The sequence below is a fragment of the Pseudomonas sp. PGPPP4 genome, assembly GCF_002256045.1.
GTDB lineage: Bacteria > Pseudomonadota > Gammaproteobacteria > Pseudomonadales > Pseudomonadaceae > Chryseomonas > Chryseomonas oryzihabitans.
This window is the reverse complement of the sequence record NZ_NKID01000004.1, coordinates 329,966-348,732: the sequence shown is the minus strand read 5'-3', so window position 1 is coordinate 348,732 and position 18,767 is coordinate 329,966. Positions and strand designations below refer to the sequence as shown.

17 protein-coding genes are annotated in these 18,767 nt (G+C 67.3%); 6 read left to right on the top strand and 11 right to left on the bottom strand.

The window, feature by feature from the left end; genetic code table 11:
• The gene (gene leuS / locus CFE50_RS09790) at positions 1-2,664 is read right to left on the bottom strand and encodes a leucine--tRNA ligase (protein WP_286733088.1); all 2,664 of its coding nucleotides are present in this window, start codon (positions 2,662-2,664) and stop codon (positions 1-3) included.
• Between the two features lie 177 nt (positions 2,665-2,841).
• Here leuS and CFE50_RS09785 point away from each other — a divergent pair, with 177 nt between their 5' ends.
• Together CFE50_RS09785 and CFE50_RS09780 are read left to right on the top strand one after the other, a co-directional pair.
• Entirely contained in the window at positions 2,842-3,165 is a 324-nt protein-coding gene (locus tag CFE50_RS09785) for a hypothetical protein (protein ID WP_237709531.1), read from the top strand.
• 41 nt (positions 3,166-3,206) lie between these two features.
• A complete protein-coding gene (locus CFE50_RS09780; protein ID WP_007159652.1) occupies positions 3,207-3,968 on the top strand; it encodes a YdcF family protein in 762 nt (253 codons plus the stop codon).
• A 131-nt stretch (positions 3,969-4,099) separates the two neighbouring features.
• On the opposite strand, the gene lnt is transcribed toward CFE50_RS09780, so the two are convergent.
• From lnt to CFE50_RS09750, 6 genes are all read right to left on the bottom strand, one after another.
• On the bottom strand, positions 4,100-5,647 hold the full coding sequence (gene lnt / locus CFE50_RS09775; protein ID WP_286733081.1) for an apolipoprotein N-acyltransferase: 1,548 nt from the start codon (positions 5,645-5,647) through the stop codon (positions 4,100-4,102).
• 248 nt (positions 5,648-5,895) lie between these two features.
• Positions 5,896-6,732: a CorC family transporter gene (locus tag CFE50_RS09770; RefSeq protein WP_286733079.1), complete on the bottom strand. Its 837-nt coding sequence runs from the start codon at positions 6,730-6,732 to the stop codon at positions 5,896-5,898.
• Positions 6,733-6,739: 7 nt separating this feature from the next.
• Positions 6,740-7,195, bottom strand: a complete 456-nt coding sequence (gene ybeY, locus CFE50_RS09765; RefSeq protein WP_286733077.1) for an rRNA maturation RNase YbeY — start codon at positions 7,193-7,195, stop codon at positions 6,740-6,742.
• Positions 7,185-8,198 carry a PhoH family protein gene (locus CFE50_RS09760; protein ID WP_286733074.1) on the bottom strand — a complete coding sequence of 338 codons (1,014 nt, stop codon included), beginning with the start codon at positions 8,196-8,198 and terminating at the stop codon, positions 7,185-7,187. Before CFE50_RS09760 ends, ybeY begins: the two co-directional genes overlap by 11 nt.
• Before the next feature lie 104 nt (positions 8,199-8,302).
• Positions 8,303-9,676 (bottom strand): tRNA (N6-isopentenyl adenosine(37)-C2)-methylthiotransferase MiaB, encoded by a 1,374-nt coding sequence (gene miaB / locus CFE50_RS09755; protein WP_286733358.1) that lies wholly within the window; start codon positions 9,674-9,676, stop codon positions 8,303-8,305.
• Between the two features lie 86 nt (positions 9,677-9,762).
• Positions 9,763-10,167, bottom strand: coding sequence for a RidA family protein (locus tag CFE50_RS09750; RefSeq protein WP_077171804.1), 405 nt, complete (start codon positions 10,165-10,167; stop codon positions 9,763-9,765).
• Positions 10,168-10,286: 119 nt separating this feature from the next.
• On the opposite strand from CFE50_RS09750, the gene CFE50_RS09745 reads away from it, so the two are divergent.
• Positions 10,287-11,210: a LysR family transcriptional regulator gene (locus CFE50_RS09745; RefSeq protein WP_286733070.1), complete on the top strand. Its 924-nt coding sequence runs from the start codon at positions 10,287-10,289 to the stop codon at positions 11,208-11,210.
• A gap of 65 nt (positions 11,211-11,275) precedes the next feature.
• Positions 11,276-11,611, top strand: a complete 336-nt coding sequence (locus CFE50_RS09740) for a DUF1820 family protein (protein WP_007159644.1) — start codon at positions 11,276-11,278, stop codon at positions 11,609-11,611.
• 12 nt (positions 11,612-11,623) lie between these two features.
• Here CFE50_RS09740 and CFE50_RS09735 read toward each other — a convergent pair whose 3' ends face one another.
• The 4 genes from CFE50_RS09735 to CFE50_RS09720 form a co-directional block, all read right to left on the bottom strand.
• Positions 11,624-12,169 carry a tetratricopeptide repeat protein gene (locus CFE50_RS09735; protein WP_027597185.1) on the bottom strand — a complete coding sequence of 182 codons (546 nt, stop codon included), beginning with the start codon at positions 12,167-12,169 and terminating at the stop codon, positions 11,624-11,626.
• A 197-nt stretch (positions 12,170-12,366) separates the two neighbouring features.
• Complete coding sequence (hemL, locus tag CFE50_RS09730) at positions 12,367-13,653, bottom strand: glutamate-1-semialdehyde 2,1-aminomutase (RefSeq protein WP_007159642.1); 1,287 nt, start codon at positions 13,651-13,653, stop codon at positions 12,367-12,369.
• A 20-nt stretch (positions 13,654-13,673) separates the two neighbouring features.
• Positions 13,674-14,303 carry a thiamine phosphate synthase gene (thiE, locus tag CFE50_RS09725; RefSeq protein WP_286733064.1) on the bottom strand — a complete coding sequence of 210 codons (630 nt, stop codon included), beginning with the start codon at positions 14,301-14,303 and terminating at the stop codon, positions 13,674-13,676.
• Positions 14,300-15,097 carry a hydroxymethylpyrimidine/phosphomethylpyrimidine kinase gene (locus CFE50_RS09720; RefSeq protein ID WP_007159640.1) on the bottom strand — a complete coding sequence of 266 codons (798 nt, stop codon included), beginning with the start codon at positions 15,095-15,097 and terminating at the stop codon, positions 14,300-14,302. The genes thiE and CFE50_RS09720 overlap by 4 nt, the downstream gene beginning before the upstream one ends.
• Positions 15,098-15,276: 179 nt before the next feature.
• Here CFE50_RS09720 and CFE50_RS09715 point away from each other — a divergent pair, with 179 nt between their 5' ends.
• Positions 15,277-17,010, top strand: coding sequence for an ABC transporter ATP-binding protein (locus CFE50_RS09715; RefSeq protein ID WP_286733060.1), 1,734 nt, complete (start codon positions 15,277-15,279; stop codon positions 17,008-17,010).
• Positions 17,007-18,752, top strand: coding sequence for an ABC transporter ATP-binding protein (locus CFE50_RS09710; protein WP_286733058.1), 1,746 nt, complete (start codon positions 17,007-17,009; stop codon positions 18,750-18,752). The genes CFE50_RS09715 and CFE50_RS09710 overlap by 4 nt, the downstream gene beginning before the upstream one ends.
• Positions 18,753-18,767 lie beyond the last annotated feature (15 nt).

Below are 18,767 nucleotides of genomic sequence, written 5' to 3'. Positions count from 1 at the left end.
TTAGTTGGCGACGATGTTGACCAGTTTACCCGGGACCACGACGACCTTGCGGATGGTCAGACCCTCGGTGAAGCGTGCCACGTTCTCGTTGGCGCGGGCGGCGGCCTCGATGGCCTCGCGGCTGGCGTCGGCCGGTACTTCGATCTGGCCGCGCAGCTTGCCGTTCACCTGGATGACGATCTGCAGGCTGTCCTGCACCAGGGCGCTCTCGTCCACCTGCGGCCAGCGGGCGTCGATGACCGCGTCGCTGTGGCCCAGTTGCTGCCAGAGACCGTGGGCGATGTGCGGGGTGATGGGCGCCAGCAGCAGGGTGACGGCCTCCAGGCCCTCCTGCAGCAGACGGCGATCGGTGTCGCTGTCCTGGGCGGCCTTTTCCAGCACGTTCATCAGGGTCATGACCGCGGCGATGGCGGTGTTGAACTTGTGATGCTGACCGATATCCTGGCTGGCCTGGCGGATGGCCAGGTGGATGGCACGGCGGACGTCCTTCTGGGCGGGCGACAGCTCGCCGAGGGCGCCGGCACTCGGCAGGCCCTGGCTCACATGGGCCTGGGCCAGACGCCAGACGCGGCGCAGGAAGCGGCTCGCGCCCTCGACGCCGGAGTCGGACCATTCCAGGCTCATGTCCGGCGGCGAGGCGAACATCATGAACAGGCGGCAGGTGTCGGCGCCGTACTGGTCGATCATCGCCTGGGGATCGACGCCGTTGTTCTTCGACTTGGACATCTTCTCGACGCCGCCGATTTCCACCGGCTGGCCGTCGCTCTTCAGGCGCGCCCCGATCACCTTGGCCTTGGCGTCGCGTTCCACCTCGACATCGGCCGGGTTGAACCAGTCCTTGCTGCCGTTGGGATTGGTGCGGTAGTAGGTCTCGGCCACCACCATGCCCTGGGTCAGCAGATTCTCGAAGGGCTCGTCGGAATCGATCAGGCCCTGGTCGCGCATCAGCTTGTGGAAGAAGCGCGAGTAGAGCAGGTGCAGGATGGCGTGCTCGATGCCGCCGATGTACTGGTCGACCGGCAACCAGTAGTTGGCTTCTTCCTTGTCCAGCATGCCGCCGGTGAAGTTCGGCGAGGCATAGCGGGCGAAGTACCAGGAGCTTTCGACGAAGGTGTCCATGGTGTCGGTTTCGCGACGGGCCGGCTGGCCGTTGCGCGGATCGACGGTCTCGTAGAATTCCGGCATGCGCGCCAGCGGCGAGCCGGCGCCGTCCGGCACCACGTCCTCAGGCAGCACCACCGGCAGCAGGTCGGCCGGCACCGGGATGTCGACGCCGTCGTCACCGTGGATGATGGGGATCGGGCAGCCCCAGTAGCGCTGGCGGCTGATGCCCCAGTCGCGCAGGCGGAACTGGGTGCGCGGCTGGCCCAGGCCCTTGGCCTGCAGATCGGCGCCGATGGCGTCGAAGGCGGCGTCGTAGGCGAGGTTGTCGTAGGCACCGGAATTGATCAGGAAGCCTTCCTTGCTGCCGTACCAGTCCTTCCACTGCACCGGGTCGAACTGGTAGCGCTCGTATTCCTCGGGGCTGTAGTCGTCCGGATTGGCCAGCACCTGGGTGGCCTCGGCGGTATCCACCACCTGGACGATGGGCAGCTGGTACTTGTTGGCGAATTCGAAGTCACGCTCGTCGTGACCGGGCACGGCCATGACCGCGCCGTCGCCGTAGTGCATCAGCACATAGTTGGCGACCCATACCGGCAGGCGGGCGTCGGTCAGCGGATGGCGGACGAACAGGCCGGTGTCCAGGCCCTTCTTCTCCTGGGTGGCGATGTCGGCTTCGGCGACGCCGCCGCGCTTGCACTCGTCGATGAAGGCCTGCAGCTCGGCATTGCCCTGGGCGGCCTGGGTAGCCAGCGGGTGTTCGGCGGCCACGGCGACATAGGTGGCGCCGAGCAGGGTGTCGGGACGGGTGGTGAAGACCTTCAGGGTGCCTTCGGCGCCGATGCTGTCCTGGTCATAGGGGAATTGCACCTCCATGCCGCGGGACTTGCCGATCCAGTTGCGCTGCATGGTCTTGACCTGCTCGGGCCAGCCGGGCAGGCCGTCGAGGGAGGTCAGCAATTCTTCCGCATAGTCGGTGATGCGGAAGTAATACATGGGGATCTCGCGCTTCTCGATCAGCGCACCGCTGCGCCAGCCGCGGCCGTCGATGACCTGCTCGTTGGCCAGGACGGTCTGGTCCACCGGGTCCCAGTTCACCGTGCCGTTCTTGCGGTAGATGATGCCCTTCTCGAACAGCTGGGTGAACAGCCACTGCTCCCAGCGATAGTAGTCGGGCTTGCAGGTGGTGACCTCGCGGGACCAGTCGATCGCCAGACCCAGGCTCTGCAGCTGGGACTTCATGTAGGCGATGTTCTCGTAGGTCCACTTGGCGGGGGCCACGCCGTTCTTCATGGCGGCGTTTTCCGCGGGCATGCCGAAGGCGTCCCAGCCCATGGGCTGCAGGACGTTCTTGCCCAGCATCCGCTGGTAGCGGGCGATGACGTCGCCGATGGTGTAGTTGCGCACGTGCCCCATGTGCAGCTTGCCGCTGGGGTAGGGGAACATCGACAGGCAGTAGAACTTCTCCTGGCCCGGGCGCATAACGGCCTTGAAGGACAGATTCTGGTCCCAGAAGGACTGGGCGGCGGCTTCTATTTCGCGGGGCTGATAGTGTTCGTGCATGGGCGTGTCGAGGGCTGCAGAGGCGTTTGATCGAGCCGCCAAGCATACATGACCCCCCGAGCGCGGGGAAATGTCCCGGTCCGCCGCTTGTTTCGCACTCCGGGGGAGGCAGGGTTGGAAGGGCCGTACTAGGCTGTTCAAACGTCCGTTCAATTACTCGGGAGGATGATCGCCATCATGGGAAAGTTTCGACGCGAGTCCGAAAAGCTGCCCGTCGACGTGCGCCTGCAACGGCGCCTGGCGCTGGCGCTGGATGAGGCGGCTACCCAGGAGCGCCTCTATGACAAGGCCGATGGGGAAGTCGAGGTGCAGGGCCTGAGTCCGGCCGAATACGCCCTGGTCAAGCGCTGGCTGGCGCGCCATCAGGCGACCGACGCCGCCATGGCCTGCTGCCTGGGCTGTGGCCGGGTCCAGCCGGCGGGTGCCTTCTGCCCGCGGTGTCAGGGCCGACGACTGCTGGTCGAGAGTCCTTCTGCCCCGGTCGGCGCTCCCCTACACTAGGCGCCGCCGCGACCCGGAGGTCGCCCCCGACCGGAGGGACCATGGGTCTGCGCTATTTCTTCAAGCAACTGCTGCTGCCACCGGGCGGCCTGCTGCTGCTCCTGTTGCTGGGCTGGTGGCTGCGTCGTCGCTATCCGCGCCTGGGGCTGGTCTGCTTCCTGGGCGGTCTGCTGGGGCTCTGGGCCAGCACCCTGCCGGTCGTGGTGGAGACCGGCGGGCGCCTGCTGGAACGCGATGCCGCGCTGCCCGAGGCGCGCTGGGCGACGCTGGCGCAGCAGGCCGATGCGATCGTGGTGCTGGGCGCCGGTCGCGAGGTGGACGATCCGGGCTGGGCGGGCGATGCCGCCAGTCACCTGGCGGTGGAACGGCTGCGCTATGCGGCGCGACTGGCCAAGGCCAGCGGCCTGCCGGTGCTGATCACCGGCGGCTCGCCCCATGACCGCCCGCTGAGCGAGGCGGCGCTGATGACCGAGGTGATGGAACGCGACCTGGGGGTGCCGGTGCGCTGGCAGGAGGGGGCCAGCCGCACCACCTGGGAAAACGCCACCCTGAGTGCGCCGCTGCTGCGCGAGGCCGGGGTGAAGCGGGTGGTGCTGGTGACCCAGGCCTATCACATGGCCCGTTCGCGCTGGTGTTTCGAGCGGCAGGGCTTCGCGGTGGTGGCCGCGCCCATGGGCTTCATCGGCGTCGCCAATGCCCGGCCCTTCGGTGGCTGGCTACCGGAAGCCAAGGCGGTCGAGCAGACCGCCCAGTTGCTCAACGAAGCCGCCGGGCTATTGCTCTATCCGCTCGCCTATCGCTGAGAGCTGTTCAAAGTCTGCTGCGCGTCGGCCAAACGGCGTTGAAAATGGCTTCGAAATGCTCATTTACGTTTGTAAATTCCGCTTCCTCAGCCATTTTCGCCTTGTTTGACTCTAGCTCGCTAGACTTTGAACTAGCTCTGGGTGACTACCAGCGGCGCCTCTTCCGGACGATCCTGCCGACGCAGCGCCAGGCCCCACAGCAGCACCAGGGCGGAAAAGATCGCCAGCGGCCAGAGGCGGTAGTGCAGATAGGGCGTCAGGCCGTCCATGGGCACCACGGTGCCCTGCAGCACGCCGACCTCGAAGGCCGGGATCTGCCGGCTGATGCGACCGAAGGGATCGACCAGGGCGGTGATGCCGTCGTTGGTGACCCGCACCAGCCAGCGCCCGCTTTCCAGGGCGCGCATCTGCGCCATCTGCAGGTGCTGCTGCGGACCGATGGACTTGCCGAACCAGGTGTCGTTGCTGATGGTGAGCAGCAGCTGACTCTGGGCCGCCATGCTGGCGACGAATTCCGGATAGACCACCTCGTAGCAGATGTAGGGCGCCACCCGATAGCCCTTCACCAGCAGCGGCTCCTGCTGCTCGGGACCGCGGACGAAGTCGGACATGGGCAGGTCGAAGAAGCCGATCAGGCCGCGCAGATAGTCCTGCAGCGGCACGTATTCGCCAAAGGGCACCAGCTTCTGCTTGTAGTAGGTGCCCGAGCCGTTGCCGACCGCGGTGATGCTGTTGAAGTAGCGCGAATCGCCGTCGGCGTCGCGTTCCCGCGCGGGCAGGCCGGTCACCAGGGCGCCGCCATGGGCCGCCACCTGGGCGCCTTCGGCGGCGAGGAAGTCACTGACGTATTCGCGCAGCACGGGAATGGCGTTTTCCGGCCAGACCACCAGGTCGGCATCGGTCTGCTCGGCGGTGCGGTCGCGATACAGCGCCAGGGTGGCGCGGGCGTGGTCGGGATTCCACTTGAGTTCCTGGGCGATGTTGCCCTGGACCCCGGCGACCTTGAGCGGCGCGCCGGCGGGTTGCGTCCAGACCTGGCCCTTGAAGACATCGCCGGCCACCCAGGGCAGGGCCATCAGCACCAGGCCAGCAACCAGGGCGAGCGGCCGCATGATCAGGCGCGGGGCGTTGACCAGCAGCGCCGCGGTAAAGGCCAGCGCGGCGGAGATCAGCCAGACGCCACCCAGCGGCGCCAGGCCCTGCAGGGGGCCGTTGAGCTGGCTGTAGCCGAGCAGCAGCCAGGGAAAGCCGGTCAGTGCCCAGCTGCGGAACAGTTCCAGGGCGAACCAGAGGCCGGCGAAGGTGAGGGCGTCGCCCAGCGGGGCCTGGTTGCGTCTCAGGCACAGCGCCCAGAGCGCGGCGGGTAGGGCGAAGAACAGGGCGATGCCGGCGCAGAAGCCCACGGTGAGAAACAGCGCCAGGGGTACCGGCGCGGCGCCGTAGGTGTGGATGCTGACGTAGATCCAGCTGGTGCCGGCGAGAAAGGCGCCGAAGCCATAGCACCAGCCGCGCAAGAGGGCGCGCCAGGCACCGAGGCCCTTGAGGCCCAGGTAGAACAGGCCCGCGGACAGCAGCGCCAGCGGCCAGATGTTGAAGGGGGCCAGCGCCAGGGGCGTGAGGGCACCGGCGAAGAGCGCCAGAAGGTTGCCCTTCCAGCCGGGTTGAGAGATCCAGCGCATCGAAAATCCTTGGTCCGATCGAGGCTGCGCAAGCTTACTCGTCAGCGCGGAGGAGTGCCAAAGGCGTGTGCGGGAGAGTGAGCTGGGTCATAGCTGGCTAGGGGAGGGCGAGGGTAGAGCTGATCGCGGCCATGGGCCGCTCCTACAGAAGCCGGATACCCCGTAGGAGCGGCCCATGGCCGCGATTGATAGACAGAGCGCTTGGCCCTCACCCCAGCCCTCTCCCGGAGGGAGAGGGGGTAAAGGCCCTAGCGGTTGACCGGGGTGACTCGCAGCAGGTGGATGCGGCGGCCGTCGGCGTTGAGCACGCGGAAGCGGAAGTCGTCGATCACCGTTTCTTCGTTGCGCTTGGGCAGGTGGCCCAGGCGATTCATCACCAGGCCGCCCGCGGTATCGGCCTCGGGGTCGGCGAAACGGGTGTCGAGGGTTTCGTTGAGGGTCTCGATGGGGGTGAGTGCCTTGACCACGAAGTCGCCATTGGGCAACGACTTGATAAAGCTCTCTTCCTCCACGTCGTGTTCGTCCTCAATCTCACCGACGATCTGCTCCAGCACGTCCTCGATGGTCACCAGGCCGGCCACGCCGCCGTATTCGTCCACCACGATGGCCATGTGGCTGTGGGTCGAACGGAATTCCCGCAGCAGCACATTGAGGCGCTTGGATTCGGGGACGAAGGTGGCCGGACGCAGCACCGCCCTGAGGTCGAAGGTCCGCTCCTGGTCCAGTAGCAGCGGCAACAGGTCCTTGGCCAGCAGCAGGCCGAGGACGTCGTCGGGGCCGTCGCCGATCACCGGATAGCGGGAGTGGGCGGCCTCGATCACTGCCGGCAGGAATTCCGCCGGGGTCTGGTGGGCTCGGATGCTGATGATCTGCGAGCGCGGCACCATGATGTCGCGCACCTGCAGGTCGGCCACCGAGATGGCGCCCTCGACGATGGACAGCGCCTCGCTGTCGAGCACCTTGTTCTCGTGGGCTTCGCGCAGCAGTTCCAGCAGTTCCTGGCGGCTCTTGGGTTCATGGGCAAAGGCCTGGACGATGCGTTCCAGCCAGGAACGATGCCCAGTGCCTGATCGATCTTCGTTCATGTGTGTGTCATTCACCGTAGGGATCGGGGTAGCCCAGTTCTGCGAGCAATTGGCGTTCCAGTTCTTCCATCTCCTCGGCTTCGTCATCTTCCAGATGATCGTAGCCGAGCAGGTGCAGACAGCCGTGGATGACCAGGTGCGCCCAGTGCGCGGCGGCAGGCTTGCCTTGCTCGGCGGCCTCGCGGGCCACCACGGGGGCGCAGATCACCAGATCGCCGAGCAGGGGGATATCGAGAAATTCGTCCGGCACGTCGGCCGGGAAGGACAGCACGTTGGTGGCGTAGTCCTTGTGCCGCCAGGTGCGGTTCAGCTCGCGGCCTTCGTCTTCGTCCACCAGGCGGATGGTGAGTTCCGAATCACCCTGGCGGGCGCGCAGGGCCAGTTCGCACCAGCGGCGTAAGTCCGGCTCCTCGGGGAGGTCGGCCGCCTCGCTGGCGACCTGGACGTCCAATTCAATCGCCATGGCGATCTTCTCCGTTGCCACGCGGCTGGGCCTGCAGCGCCTCGAAGCGATCGTAGGCCTCGACGATGCGCTGCACCAGCGGGTGGCGCACCACGTCCTTGGACTCGAAGTGGGTGAAGCCGATGCCGGGTACGTCGCGCAGCACTTCGATGACGTGCTTGAGGCCCGACTTGGTGCCGCGCGGCAGGTCGACCTGGGTGACGTCACCGGTGATCACGGCGGTGGAGCCGAAACCGATACGGGTGAGGAACATCTTCATCTGCTCGAGGGTGGTGTTCTGACTTTCGTCGAGAATGATGAAGCTATTGTTGAGGGTGCGGCCACGCATATAGGCCAGCGGCGCGACCTCGATGACCTGGCGCTCGATGAGCTTGGCCACCTGCTCGAAGCCGAGCATCTCGTAGAGGGCGTCGTACAGCGGGCGCAGGTAGGGATCGATCTTCTGCGCCAGGTCGCCGGGCAGGAAACCGAGCTTCTCGCCGGCTTCCACCGCCGGACGCACCAGTAGGATACGGCGGATCTGCTCGCGCTCCAGGGCGTCCACGGCGCAGGCCACGGCGAGGTAGGTCTTGCCGGTACCGGCCGGGCCTATGCCGAAGTTGATGTCGTGGTCGAGGATCGATTTGACGTAGCGCTGCTGGTTGGCACCACGCGGCCGGATCATGCCCTTCTTGGTGCGCAGGGCCACGCTGGTATCGCCGCCACGGTGCTCTTGCTGCAGGGCTTCCAGGCCGGATTCCTGCAGATAGAGGTGCACCAGTTCCGGGGCCACGCCCGTACCGCTGGCGGTCTCGCGATAGAGGCGCTGCAGGAGGTTCTGGGCGGCGCGAGTGCGCTCGGGGTCGCCGACCAGTTCGAACTGGTTGCCGCGGTTGCGGATCTCGATGCCGAGACGGCCTTCGATCTGACGCAGATTTTCATCGAGCTGGCCGCACAGGTTGGCGAAACGGTCGGCATCGAAGGGTTCGAGGGTGAAGTGCTGGAGCGTCTGGGGGGTATTCAAGGTGAGCTAGGGGACCCTTTGGATGGCTTTACGAAAACTTGACGTTGCTTGACTGGAGAGTAACTCGCGTCGCGCCCTTGGCAAAGGGCGCGTGCGACCATCCATCAGGCCAGCGCGACGGCGACCGGCGGGCGGGCACCGTTGGCGACGGGGCTCAGCAGGGTGCCGCGGAGGGAATGCGGCAGGGCTTCGTCGATGTGTACCTGGACGAACTGGCCGATCAGGCTGGCGTCGCTGCAACGGAAGTTGACGATGCGGTTGTTCTCGGTGCGGCCCTGCAGCATGCCTGGGTCGCGCTTGGAGAAGTCGCTGACCAGGATGGTCTGGACGCTGCCGGCCATGCGCCGGCTGATCTCGAAGCCCTGCTGGTGGATGCGCGTCTGCAGGATCTGCAGGCGCTGCTTCTTGATCTCGTCGGGGGTGTCGTCGACCAGGTCCGCCGCCGGGGTGCCGGGACGGGCGCTGTAGATGAAGGAGAAGGAGAAGTCGAAACCGACGTCCTCGATCAGCTTCATGGTCTGCTCGAAGTCCTTCTCGGTCTCGCCGGGGAAGCCGACGATGAAGTCCGAGCTGATGCAGATGTCGGGCACCGCGGCCTTGAGCTTGCGGATGCGCGACTTGTATTCCAGCGCCGTGTGGTTGCGCTTCATGGCGGCCAGGATGCGATCCGAGCCGGCCTGCACCGGCAGGTGGACGAATTTCACCAGCTCCGGGATCTCGGCGTGGGCCTGGATCAGGGCGTCGGAGAATTCCAGCGGGTGCGAGGTGGTGTAGCGGATGCGGTCGATGCCATCCACCGCTGCCACCACATAGAGCAGCTCGGCGAAGTCGGCGATGCGGCCGTCGCCGGTGGCGCCGCGATAGCCGTTGACGTTCTGGCCCAGCAGGGTCACCTCACGCACGCCGTGCTCGGCGAGGTGGATGATCTCGGCGAGGACGTCATCCAGTGGCCGGCTGACTTCCTCGCCACGGGTGTAGGGCACCACGCAGAAGGTGCAGTACTTGCTGCAGCCTTCCATGATGGAGACGAAGGCACTGGGACCGTCGATGCGCGGCTCGGGCAGACGGTCGAACTTCTCGATCTCGGGGAAGGAAATGTCCACCTGGGGCGCCCGGGTAGTGCGCGCGGCGTCGATCATCTCCGGCAGGCGATGCAGGGTCTGGGGACCGAAGACCACGTCGACATAGGGTGCGCGGTCACGGATGGCGGCGCCTTCCTGGCTGGCCACGCAGCCGCCGACGCCGATCACCAGGTCGGGCTTCTCCAGCTTGAGTTCGCGCCAGCGCCCGAGCTGGGAGAACACCTTTTCCTGCGCCTTCTCGCGGATCGAGCAGGTGTTGAGCAGGATGACATCGGCCTCGGCCGGATTCTGGGTGACTTCCAGGGGCTCGCGCTCGCCGAGCAGGTCGACCATGCGCGACGAATCGTATTCGTTCATCTGGCAGCCATGGGTTTCGATATAGAGCTTCTTGGACATGCGCGGCAGGGAGTCGGTGGCGAGTGGACCGCGCATTATAATGATGGCCTTCCGGACGGGGAAGAGCCGCCCGGAAGGCGGTCGGTCTAGGCCTGGGCAGCGCCCTCCGGCAACCGGGCGATGACCTTGATCTCGAAGCGAAAGCCGGCCAGCCAGGTGGCGCCGACCGCAGTCACCGTGGGGTAGGGCGCCGTGCCCCAGTGCTCCAACAGCACCGGCCAGATGCGTTCGAAGCTGGCTTCGGCATCGACCATGAACAGGGTGACGTCCACCACGTCGGCGAAGGAAGCGCCGGCCGCGTTGAGGACGGCGTCGAGATTGGCGAAGGCCAGGCGGACCTGATCTTCCAGCTCCGGCTCGGGCGAGCCATCGGCGCGGCTGCCGACCTGCCCGGACACGAAGAGAAAGCCGTTGGAACGGATGGCCGGCGAATAGCGGTGCTGTTCGTAGAGGGCGTGGCGCTGGGCGGGAAAGACGACGTCGCGGGTCATGGTGGGGCTCCGGTAGGGATGGATGGGGCCACCTTAGGCGTCGCCCGCCAGGGGATAAACCCGGCCTGGCGGTCAGCATTGTTTGTACAATCCAAACAATCTCCTGGTGAGGAATCGGCATGGATCTGTTCGCCGCGATGCAGACCTTCGTGCGGGTGGTGGAAGCGGGCAGCTTCACCCGCGCGGCCGAGACCCTCGGCAGCAGCCGCACCCGCGTCACCCAGCAGGTGCAGCAGCTGGAAGCGCACCTGCAGGTGCGCCTGCTCAATCGCACCACCCGGCAGGTGCAGGTCACCGCCGACGGCGCCGCCTACTACGACCGCTGCCTGGGCGTGCTGGCGGCGGTGGACGATGCCGAGACGGGGCTGTCGGTGGCCACCCGCACGCCCCGTGGCCGCCTGCGGGCAGACGTGCCCAGTCCGTTGGCGCGGCTGATCCTGATCCCGGCCCTGCCGGACTTCTTCCAGCGCTATCCGGACATCCAGCTCGAACTGGGCGTCAGCGATCGCCAGGTGGATCTGATCGGCGACAACGTCGATTGCGTGATCCGCGGCGGGCGCATCCGCGAGCAGTATCTGGTGGCCCGACCGCTCGGGGCGCTGCAACTGGGGTGCTATGCCGCGCCGGCCTATCTCGCCGCCCAGGGTGTGCCGCTTCATCCCGCCGAACTGGCCGAGGCGCCGCACCGGGTGGTGCGGTTCCTCTGGGGGGCGGGCAAGGGCTTTCCCTATGCCCTGCGGCGCGGGGACGAGCGCCTGGAGTTGCAGAGCCGGCACCGTCTGGAGGTGGACGACGGCAATGCCTGCCTGGCGGCGGGGCAGGCCGGGCTCGGCGTGGTCTGCCTGCCGCACTATCTGGCGGCGGAGCCGGTCGCCCGTGGCGAACTGGTCAGGCTGTTCGCGGACTGGCGGGTGACCCCCATGCCGCTGTATCTGGCCTTCGCGCCCAACCGTCACGTCAGCGCCAAGTTGCGGGTCTTCATCGACTGGGTGACGGCCCTGGTGGCCGAGCGGGCCTGGCTGGAAACCCCGGGCGAGCCCTGACGGCAGCCGGGGACGACATGCTATGCTCGCCGCCCCCTTTTTTCTCGGCGAACCCCGCGTCCACCATGAGCTCATCCCCCAGCAAGCCGGCCATCTACAAGGTCATCTTCGTCAACCAGGGTCAGGTCTTCGAGATCTACGCCAAGCAGATATTCCAGAGCGATCTCTGGGGCTTCCTGGAGATCGAGGAGCTGGTGTTCGGCGAACGCACCCAGGTGGTGGTGGATCCGAGCGAGGAAAAGCTCAAGGCGCAATTCGAAGGCGTGGTGCGCAGCTTCGTGCCCATGCACTCGATCATCCGCATCGACGAGGTGGAGCGCCTGGGCCAGCCCAAGATCAGCGAAGCCAAGGGCGGCACCAATGTCATGCCGTTTCCCATGCCCATGCCCGACAAGCCCTGACCGGGCTCGCAGTCAGTTCTGCGGCGGCTGGAAGGGATTGAGGTTGCCCGCGGTCTGCATGTCCTGCAGATAGTCGCGGAAGATCTGCCCCAGCACCTGGGTGGCCATCTCCAGCTCGTCCCGGCGCATCTGGGCGCTGACCAGGTCGGCGGTGTCCATGGCTTCGTCGTTGCCATTGATGGCGGCCATCTTCAGCACGATGTAGGCCTGGATATTGTTGGGCGGTACGCCCTCGCCACGAAAGAACATGTTGCCGAGGCGATTCTGCGCATCGGCATTGCCCTTGAGCGAGGCCTGCTCGAACCACTGACGCGCCTGGTTCAGGTCCTTGGGCGTCTGCTTGCCTTCGTAGTAGAAGTCACCGAGTTCGTACTGCGCCTGGGAGTCACCGTCGTGGGCGATCTGCTGGCAGCGGGCGATCGCCTGCGCCAGGGCTTCGTTGGCCAGATTCAGGTTGCAACGGCTGGTGCTGGGGACGAGCAGCGAATTGCCTCCGGCCAGGGCGACCAGGGGCATCAGGATTAGGGCTGCGCACAGGGTACGACCAGCGCGGTGCATGAAGCGCCTCCACAAGCGAGGCAGGTTCGGAGAACCCGGTCGGCGAAACGCGCCGACATCTCATTATGGGTCAAGCCGACGCACGCTTTCAAAACCTTTACGCGCAACGGCGGAACTTTTTTACCTGTGACGCCGGCCACTCAACTAGGTGTGAGGCCGGCGTGGCAGAGAGGTTCCGCAAGCGAGACGAATGACACCTAGTCCTTGAAGGTGGCGAAGGCGCGCTCGGCAGCATCCAGGGTGATGCGCAATTCCTCGTCGCCATGGGCGATGGAGGTGAAGCCGGCCTCGAAGGCGCTGGGTGCCAGGTAGACGCCACCGTCCAGCATCAGGTGGAAGAAGCGCTTGAATCTCTCGCTGTCGCTGGCCATGACATCGCTGAAGGTGACGATGTCTTCGGCGCCGCTGAAGTAGAGCCCGAACATGCCGCCCGCCTGGGTGGTGACGAAGGGCACGCCGGCGGCATCGGCGCGGTCCTGCAGGCCCTGCAGCATCCGCGTGGTGTAGTCGGTGAGCTCGGCATGGAAGCCGGGACGGCGGATCAGTTGCAGGGTGGTGAGGCCGGCGGCCATGGCCAGCGGATTGCCCGACAGGGTGCCCGCCTGGTAGACCGGGCCGAGCGGGGCGATCTTTTCCATGATCTCGCGCTTGCCACCAAAGCAGCCCACCGGCATGCCGCCGCCGACGATCTTGCCGAAGGTGGTAAGGTCGGGGCGGATGCCGTAGTGCGCCTGGGCGCCACCCAGGGCGACGCGGAAGCCGGTCATGACCTCATCGAAGATCAGCACCACGCCGTACTGGTCGCAGAGGCGGCGCAGTCCTTCCAGAAAGCCCGGTGCGGGCGGTACGCAATTCATGTTGCCGGCCACCGGCTCGACGATGATGCAGGCGATCTGGTCGCCGACCTTGGCCAGGGTTTCTGCCACTTCGCCCAGGTCGTTATAGGCCAGGGTCAGGGTGTGCTGGGCGAAGGCCGCCGGCACGCCAGGCGAGCTGGGCACGCCCAGGGTCAGGGCGCCGGAGCCGGCCTTGACCAGCAGGCTGTCGGAGTGGCCGTGGTAGCAGCCCTCGAACTTGATGATGGTGTCGCGCCCGGTGTAGCCGCGCGCCAGGCGGATGGCGCTCATGGTGGCTTCGGTGCCGGAGCTGACCATGCGCACCATTTCCATGGACGGCACGAGCTCGCAGATGAGGTCGGCCATGGTGGTTTCCAGGGCGGTCGGCGCGCCATAGGAGAGGCCGTGTTCCAGCTGGCGGCGCACGGCGTCGAGCACGTCCGGATGGCTGTGGCCGAGGATCATCGGACCCCAGGAGCCGACGTAGTCGACATAGCGCTTGTCATCCTCGTCGACGATGTAGGCGCCCTGGGCGTGCTTGAAGAACAGCGGCGTGCCGCCGACGCTCTTGAAGGCGCGGACCGGCGAGTTGACGCCGCCGGGGATGTGGCGCTGGGCCTGGTCGAAGAGTTGCGCGGAGCGGGACATAGGGGTCTCCTTGAATGGGATCAGGCCGCGAACAGCTGGGCGAAGGCGCGCGCACGGCGCTCCACCTCGCCCGCGCTGGCGGCGGAAAACAGGCTGTGGACGACGGCGAGCAGATCGACGCCGTGGTCGAGCAGAAGCGGGGCGTTGTCCAGGGTGACACCGCCGATGGCGCACAGTGGCAGGGCGAAACGGCTGCGTGCCTGGCCGAGCAGGTCGAGGGGCGCCGGTGGGGCATCGGGTTTGGTACTGGAGGCGAAGAAGCGACCGAAGGCCAGGTAACTGGCGCCGGCCTGGGCGGCGGCTTCGGCCAACTCCAGGCTGGCGTGGCAGGTACCGCCGAGGACAGCATCCGCGCCCAGCTCGGCACGGGCGCTGGCCAGGGAACCGTCTTCCTGGCCCAGGTGCAGGCCGACGCCCAGGGCGCGGGCCAGGGCCAGGTCGTCATTGATGATCAGAGTAGCGCCGTGCTGCCGGCAGAGGTCGGCCAGGGCGGCGGCTTCGTCGTGGCGACGATTGGCGTCCCCTGACTTGTCGCGGTACTGCACCAGGCGGGCACCGCCCTGTAGGGCGGCTTCGACGTAGGGCAGCAGGCGACCGTCGGCGAGCAAGGCGCTGTCGGTGATGGCGTAGAGCCCATGCAGATCGCTCATGAGCAGAAGTCCAGCGGCAGGCGGCGCGGCACGTACTGACCACGGCCGGGGCGTTCGGCGTCCCTCAGGGTACGCCAGGTGTAGTCCAGGGCGCTGCGCACCGCGCTGGGCAGGGCTTCGCCTAGAGCCAGGCGCCCGGCCAGGGTACTGGCCAGGGTGCAGCCGGAGCCATGGTAGCTGCCAGGCAGGCGCTGGCAGACGTGGGTCTCGCAGCCACCGGCACGGTCATAGAGGCGGTTGTGCACCTCGTGTTCCTCGCCATGGCCGCCGGTGATCAGCAGGTGGGCGCAGAAGGGCAGCAGGCGCTCGGCGCACTGCTCCGGGGTGCCTTCGGGCAACTCGGCGAGGATGCGTGCCTCGGGCAGGTTGGGGGTGGCGATGGTGGCGCGCGGCAGCAGCCGTTCGCGGATGGCATAGCCGACCTCGTCCTTGCCCAGGGCGCCGCCGCCACCGGCGCGCAGCACCGGATCGCAGACCAGGGGTACGCCGGGCAGGGATTCCATGATCTCCAGCACCGTCTCGACCATCTCCACCGAACCGAGCATGCCCAGCTTGACCGCCGCCACCGGCAGGTCGGCGATGATCGCCCGGGCCTGGGCCAGCACCCACTCGCGATCCAGCACCCGGAAGTCGCGCACGTCGACGGTGTCCTGCACGGTCAGGGCAGTGACCGCCGGGGCGGCATGGCAACCCTGGGCGAGCAGGGCTTCGATGTCGGCCTGCAGGCCGGCACCGCCACTCGGATCGTGGCCGGACAGGCAGAGGACGACGGGACGTTGGGGTTCGAGGGTCATGGACGTCAGCCTAGCAAAGGAAAAAGGGGCGCAGCGGCCGGGCGCCGCAGGGAGTGGCACCCTACAACGACCTTGCGCCCCGCGCCACCCGTTGACATGGGACCCGGATCGGGACGAAGGAACTCCGCTGCCGGTTGGGTAGCCGATATACTGCACCTTTGCTCGGGTAAGGCGGTTCTATGGCGTTGTGGCGGTTGTTGCGTGATTTCTTCCTGCGCCAACGGCGTGCCTACGGGACTGCCATCCTCTGCCTGCTGGGCGTCGGTCTGCTCAACCTGACCCTGCCCTGGTGGATCGGCAAGGCCATCGACGCCCTGCGCGCCGGCGAGCTGGATCAGACCGGGCTGCTCTGGCGCGTCGCCCTGATCGTGGCGGTCGGCTGTGGCCTCTATGTGCTCCGCTATCAGTGGCGGGTGCGGCTGTTCGGCACCTCCTACCAGGTGGGGGTGGAATTGCGCGACGCCTTCTTCGCCAAGCTGGCGCGGCTGGACCCCGGGTTCTTCCAGTCCAGTCGCACCGGTGACCTGCTGGCCCGCGCGACCCAGGACATCGACGCCGTGGAGACCGCCGCCGGCGAAGGGGTGCTGGCCAGTTTCGACGGCATGCTGACCCTGCTGCTGGTGCTGCTGGCCATGTTCATCGGCATCGACGCGCCCCTGGCCGCCCTGGCGCTGTTGCCCTTTCCCTTCATGGCCTGGGGCTTCTATCGCGTGGCGCGGCGGGTGCAGCAGCGCTTCGGCCTAGCGCTGGCCGGCTTTTCCGCCCTCAACGATCGCACCCAGGAAGCCCTGAGCGGCCTGCGCATGCTGCGCCAGCACGCCCTGATCGAAGCCGAGCTGGACGACTTCGATGCCCGCGCCCGCAGCGTGGCCAAGGCCGACTACCAGGTGCAGCGCACCGAAGCCCGCTACGAGCCGATCATCTTCGTCGCCCTGAGTCTCGCCACCCTGCTGACCCTGGTCATGGGCAGCTGGCGCTATCTCGACGGCCATATCACCCTCGGCCAGCTGACCAGCTTCAGCCTCTATCTGGTGCAGCTGATCTGGCCGATGTTCGCCATCGGCTGGTGCTTCAACCTCTTGCAGCGCGGCGAAGCCGGAGCGCGCCGGCTGGAAGAGGTGTTCGCCGTCACCGAGCGCATCCGTGACGAGGGCACCCAGACGCCGCCGGACCAGGCCGATCTGTCGGTCTACATCCCGGCCTTCACCTATCCCCAGGCGCGTCAGCCGGCCTTGCAGGACGTGGTCATCGACCTGCCCACCGGCGACACCCTGGGCATCGTCGGCGCCACCGGCAGTGGCAAGAGCACCCTGCTGCGCCTGCTCTTGCGCCAGTTTCCGCTGGAGCAGGGCTGCATCCGCCTGGGCGGGGTGCCGTTGGAGGAATATCGATTGGGCGATCTGCGCGCCCAATTCGCCTATGTGCCCCAGGATCCCTTCCTGTTCGCCCGCACCCTGGGCGAGAACGTCGCCCTCAGTCGCCCCGACGCCACCGCCGGAGAGATCCGCGAGGCCCTGGACGCCGCCGCCTTCGGCAGCGACCTGGCGGCCTTGCCGCAAGGGCTGGATACCCCGGTGGGCGAGCGCGGCCTGACCCTTTCCGGTGGCCAGCGCCAGCGGGTGGCCCTGGCCCGGGCGCTGCTCTCGCCGGCGCCCATCCTGCTGCTGGACGACACCCTCTCGGCGGTGGATACCGCCACCGAAGCCCGCCTGCTGAAGACCCTGGCCGGGCTGCAGGGGCGTACCACCCTGATCGTCAGCCACCGGCTCTCCGCCGTGCAGCAGGCCGATGAGATCATCGTGCTCGACCAGGGCAGCCTGGTGGAGCGGGGCCGGCACGCCGAGCTGCTCGCCGCCGGTGGCCTCTATGCCCGGCTCTGGACGCTGCAGCAGGCGGAGGAGGCCAGCCAATGACCAGGACGCGCGTGCTCTCGCTGCTGCTCAAGCCGGTACTGGCCAATCCGCGCAAGCTGGCCGGCACCCTGGCGATCCTGGTCATGGCTACCCTGTTCGATGTCCTGGGACCCTGGCTGACCAAGCACTACCTGGACAACTACCTGGTGCCCCACGACCTGCGGCTCTGGCCACTGGTGGGCCTGGTGGCGGCCTATGTGGTCTCCCAGGGCCTGGCCGCCTACGGTCGCTACCTGCAATCGCTCAGATTCGCCGAGATCGCCATGGACGTAGTGCTCCTGCAGCGGCGCCGGCTGTTCCGCCACGTGCTGAGCCTGCCGCAGAGCTTCCACGACCGCACCGCCACCGGCGAACTGGTGGCGCGGGTCACCAACGACACCGACGCCCTGCGTGAACTCTATGTGGCCTTTCTCGGCAACATGGTCGGCAACATCGTGCTGCTGATCGGCATCCTGGTGGCCATGGCCCTGCTCGACGTGCGCCTGATGGCCATCGCCGTGCTGCTGATCCCGGCGGCCATGCTGATCGTCTGGGCCTATCAGCGATACAGCGGGGCGGCGGCCATGAAGGTGCGGATGCTGCGCGCCGAGCAGAGCGCCCGCCTGGGCGAGGCCATCGGCGGCATGGGCCTGTTGCAGGCCTTCAACCAGACCGAGCGCTTCCGCCAGGATTTCCAGCGCCTCAACCAGGCCCAGTACGGCGCCCGCATGCGCACCATCCGCGTCTCCGGGCTCTTGCTGCGTTCGGCGCTGGACCTGGTCAGCGTGGCGGTGCTGGCAGTGCTGCTGCTGGTCTACGGGATGGGCCATCTGCAGGGCGGCGCCGAGATCGGCGTGCTCTATGCCTTCGTCACCTATCTGGGCCGGGTGACCGAGCCGCTGATGGACATCACCCAGAGATTCAACCTGTTCCAGCAGGCCACCGTGGCCGGCACCCGGTTGCTGCACCTCTTGGAAGAAAAACCGGCGCTGAGCGGCGAAGACGACCGCCCCATCGCGACCGCGCACTTCTACCTCGACGCCGTGCGCTTCCGCCATGCCGGCGCCGGGCACGACACCCTGCACGGCATCGACCTGGACATCCCGCCGGGCACCTTTCTCGGCATCGTCGGGCCCACCGGCAGCGGCAAGTCGACCCTGCTCGACCTGCTCGCCGGGCTGCAGCCGGTAACCGGCGGCCACCTCTGCCTGGACGGCCGTGAACTGGGCAGCCTGACCCCGGAGGTGCTGGGCGCGGCCCTGGCCAGCGTGCCCCAGGAGCCCTTCATCCGCTCCAGCAGCCTGAGGGACAACCTCCTGCTGGGCAGCCAGGTGCCGGATGCGCGGCTGCGCGAGGCCCTGGCCGCCGCCCACCTGGACGACCTGGTGGCGCGTCTGCCGGAGGGCCTGGATACCCTGCTGGGCGAGCGCGGCTTCACCCTGTCCACGGGCGAGCGGCAGCTCTTGGCGCTGGCGCGGGCGCTGCTGCGCGAACCCAAGGTGCTGCTGCTCGACGAGGCCACCGCCAGCATCGACAGCGCCACCGAGGCGCGGCTGCAGGGGGCGCTGGACGAGTTGCGCGGCCAGGTCACCCTGATCGTGGTGGCGCATCGACTGTCCACCATCCGCCACGCCGATCGCATCCTGGTGCTGCGTGATGGCCGCAAGGTGGAGGAGGGCAGTCACGAGGCCTTGCTGCAGCGGCCCGATGGCCACTATCGACGCCTGTGGGAGCAGCACGCCCAGGGGGAAAAGACGCTTTAGCGGGGGGAGGCCGTT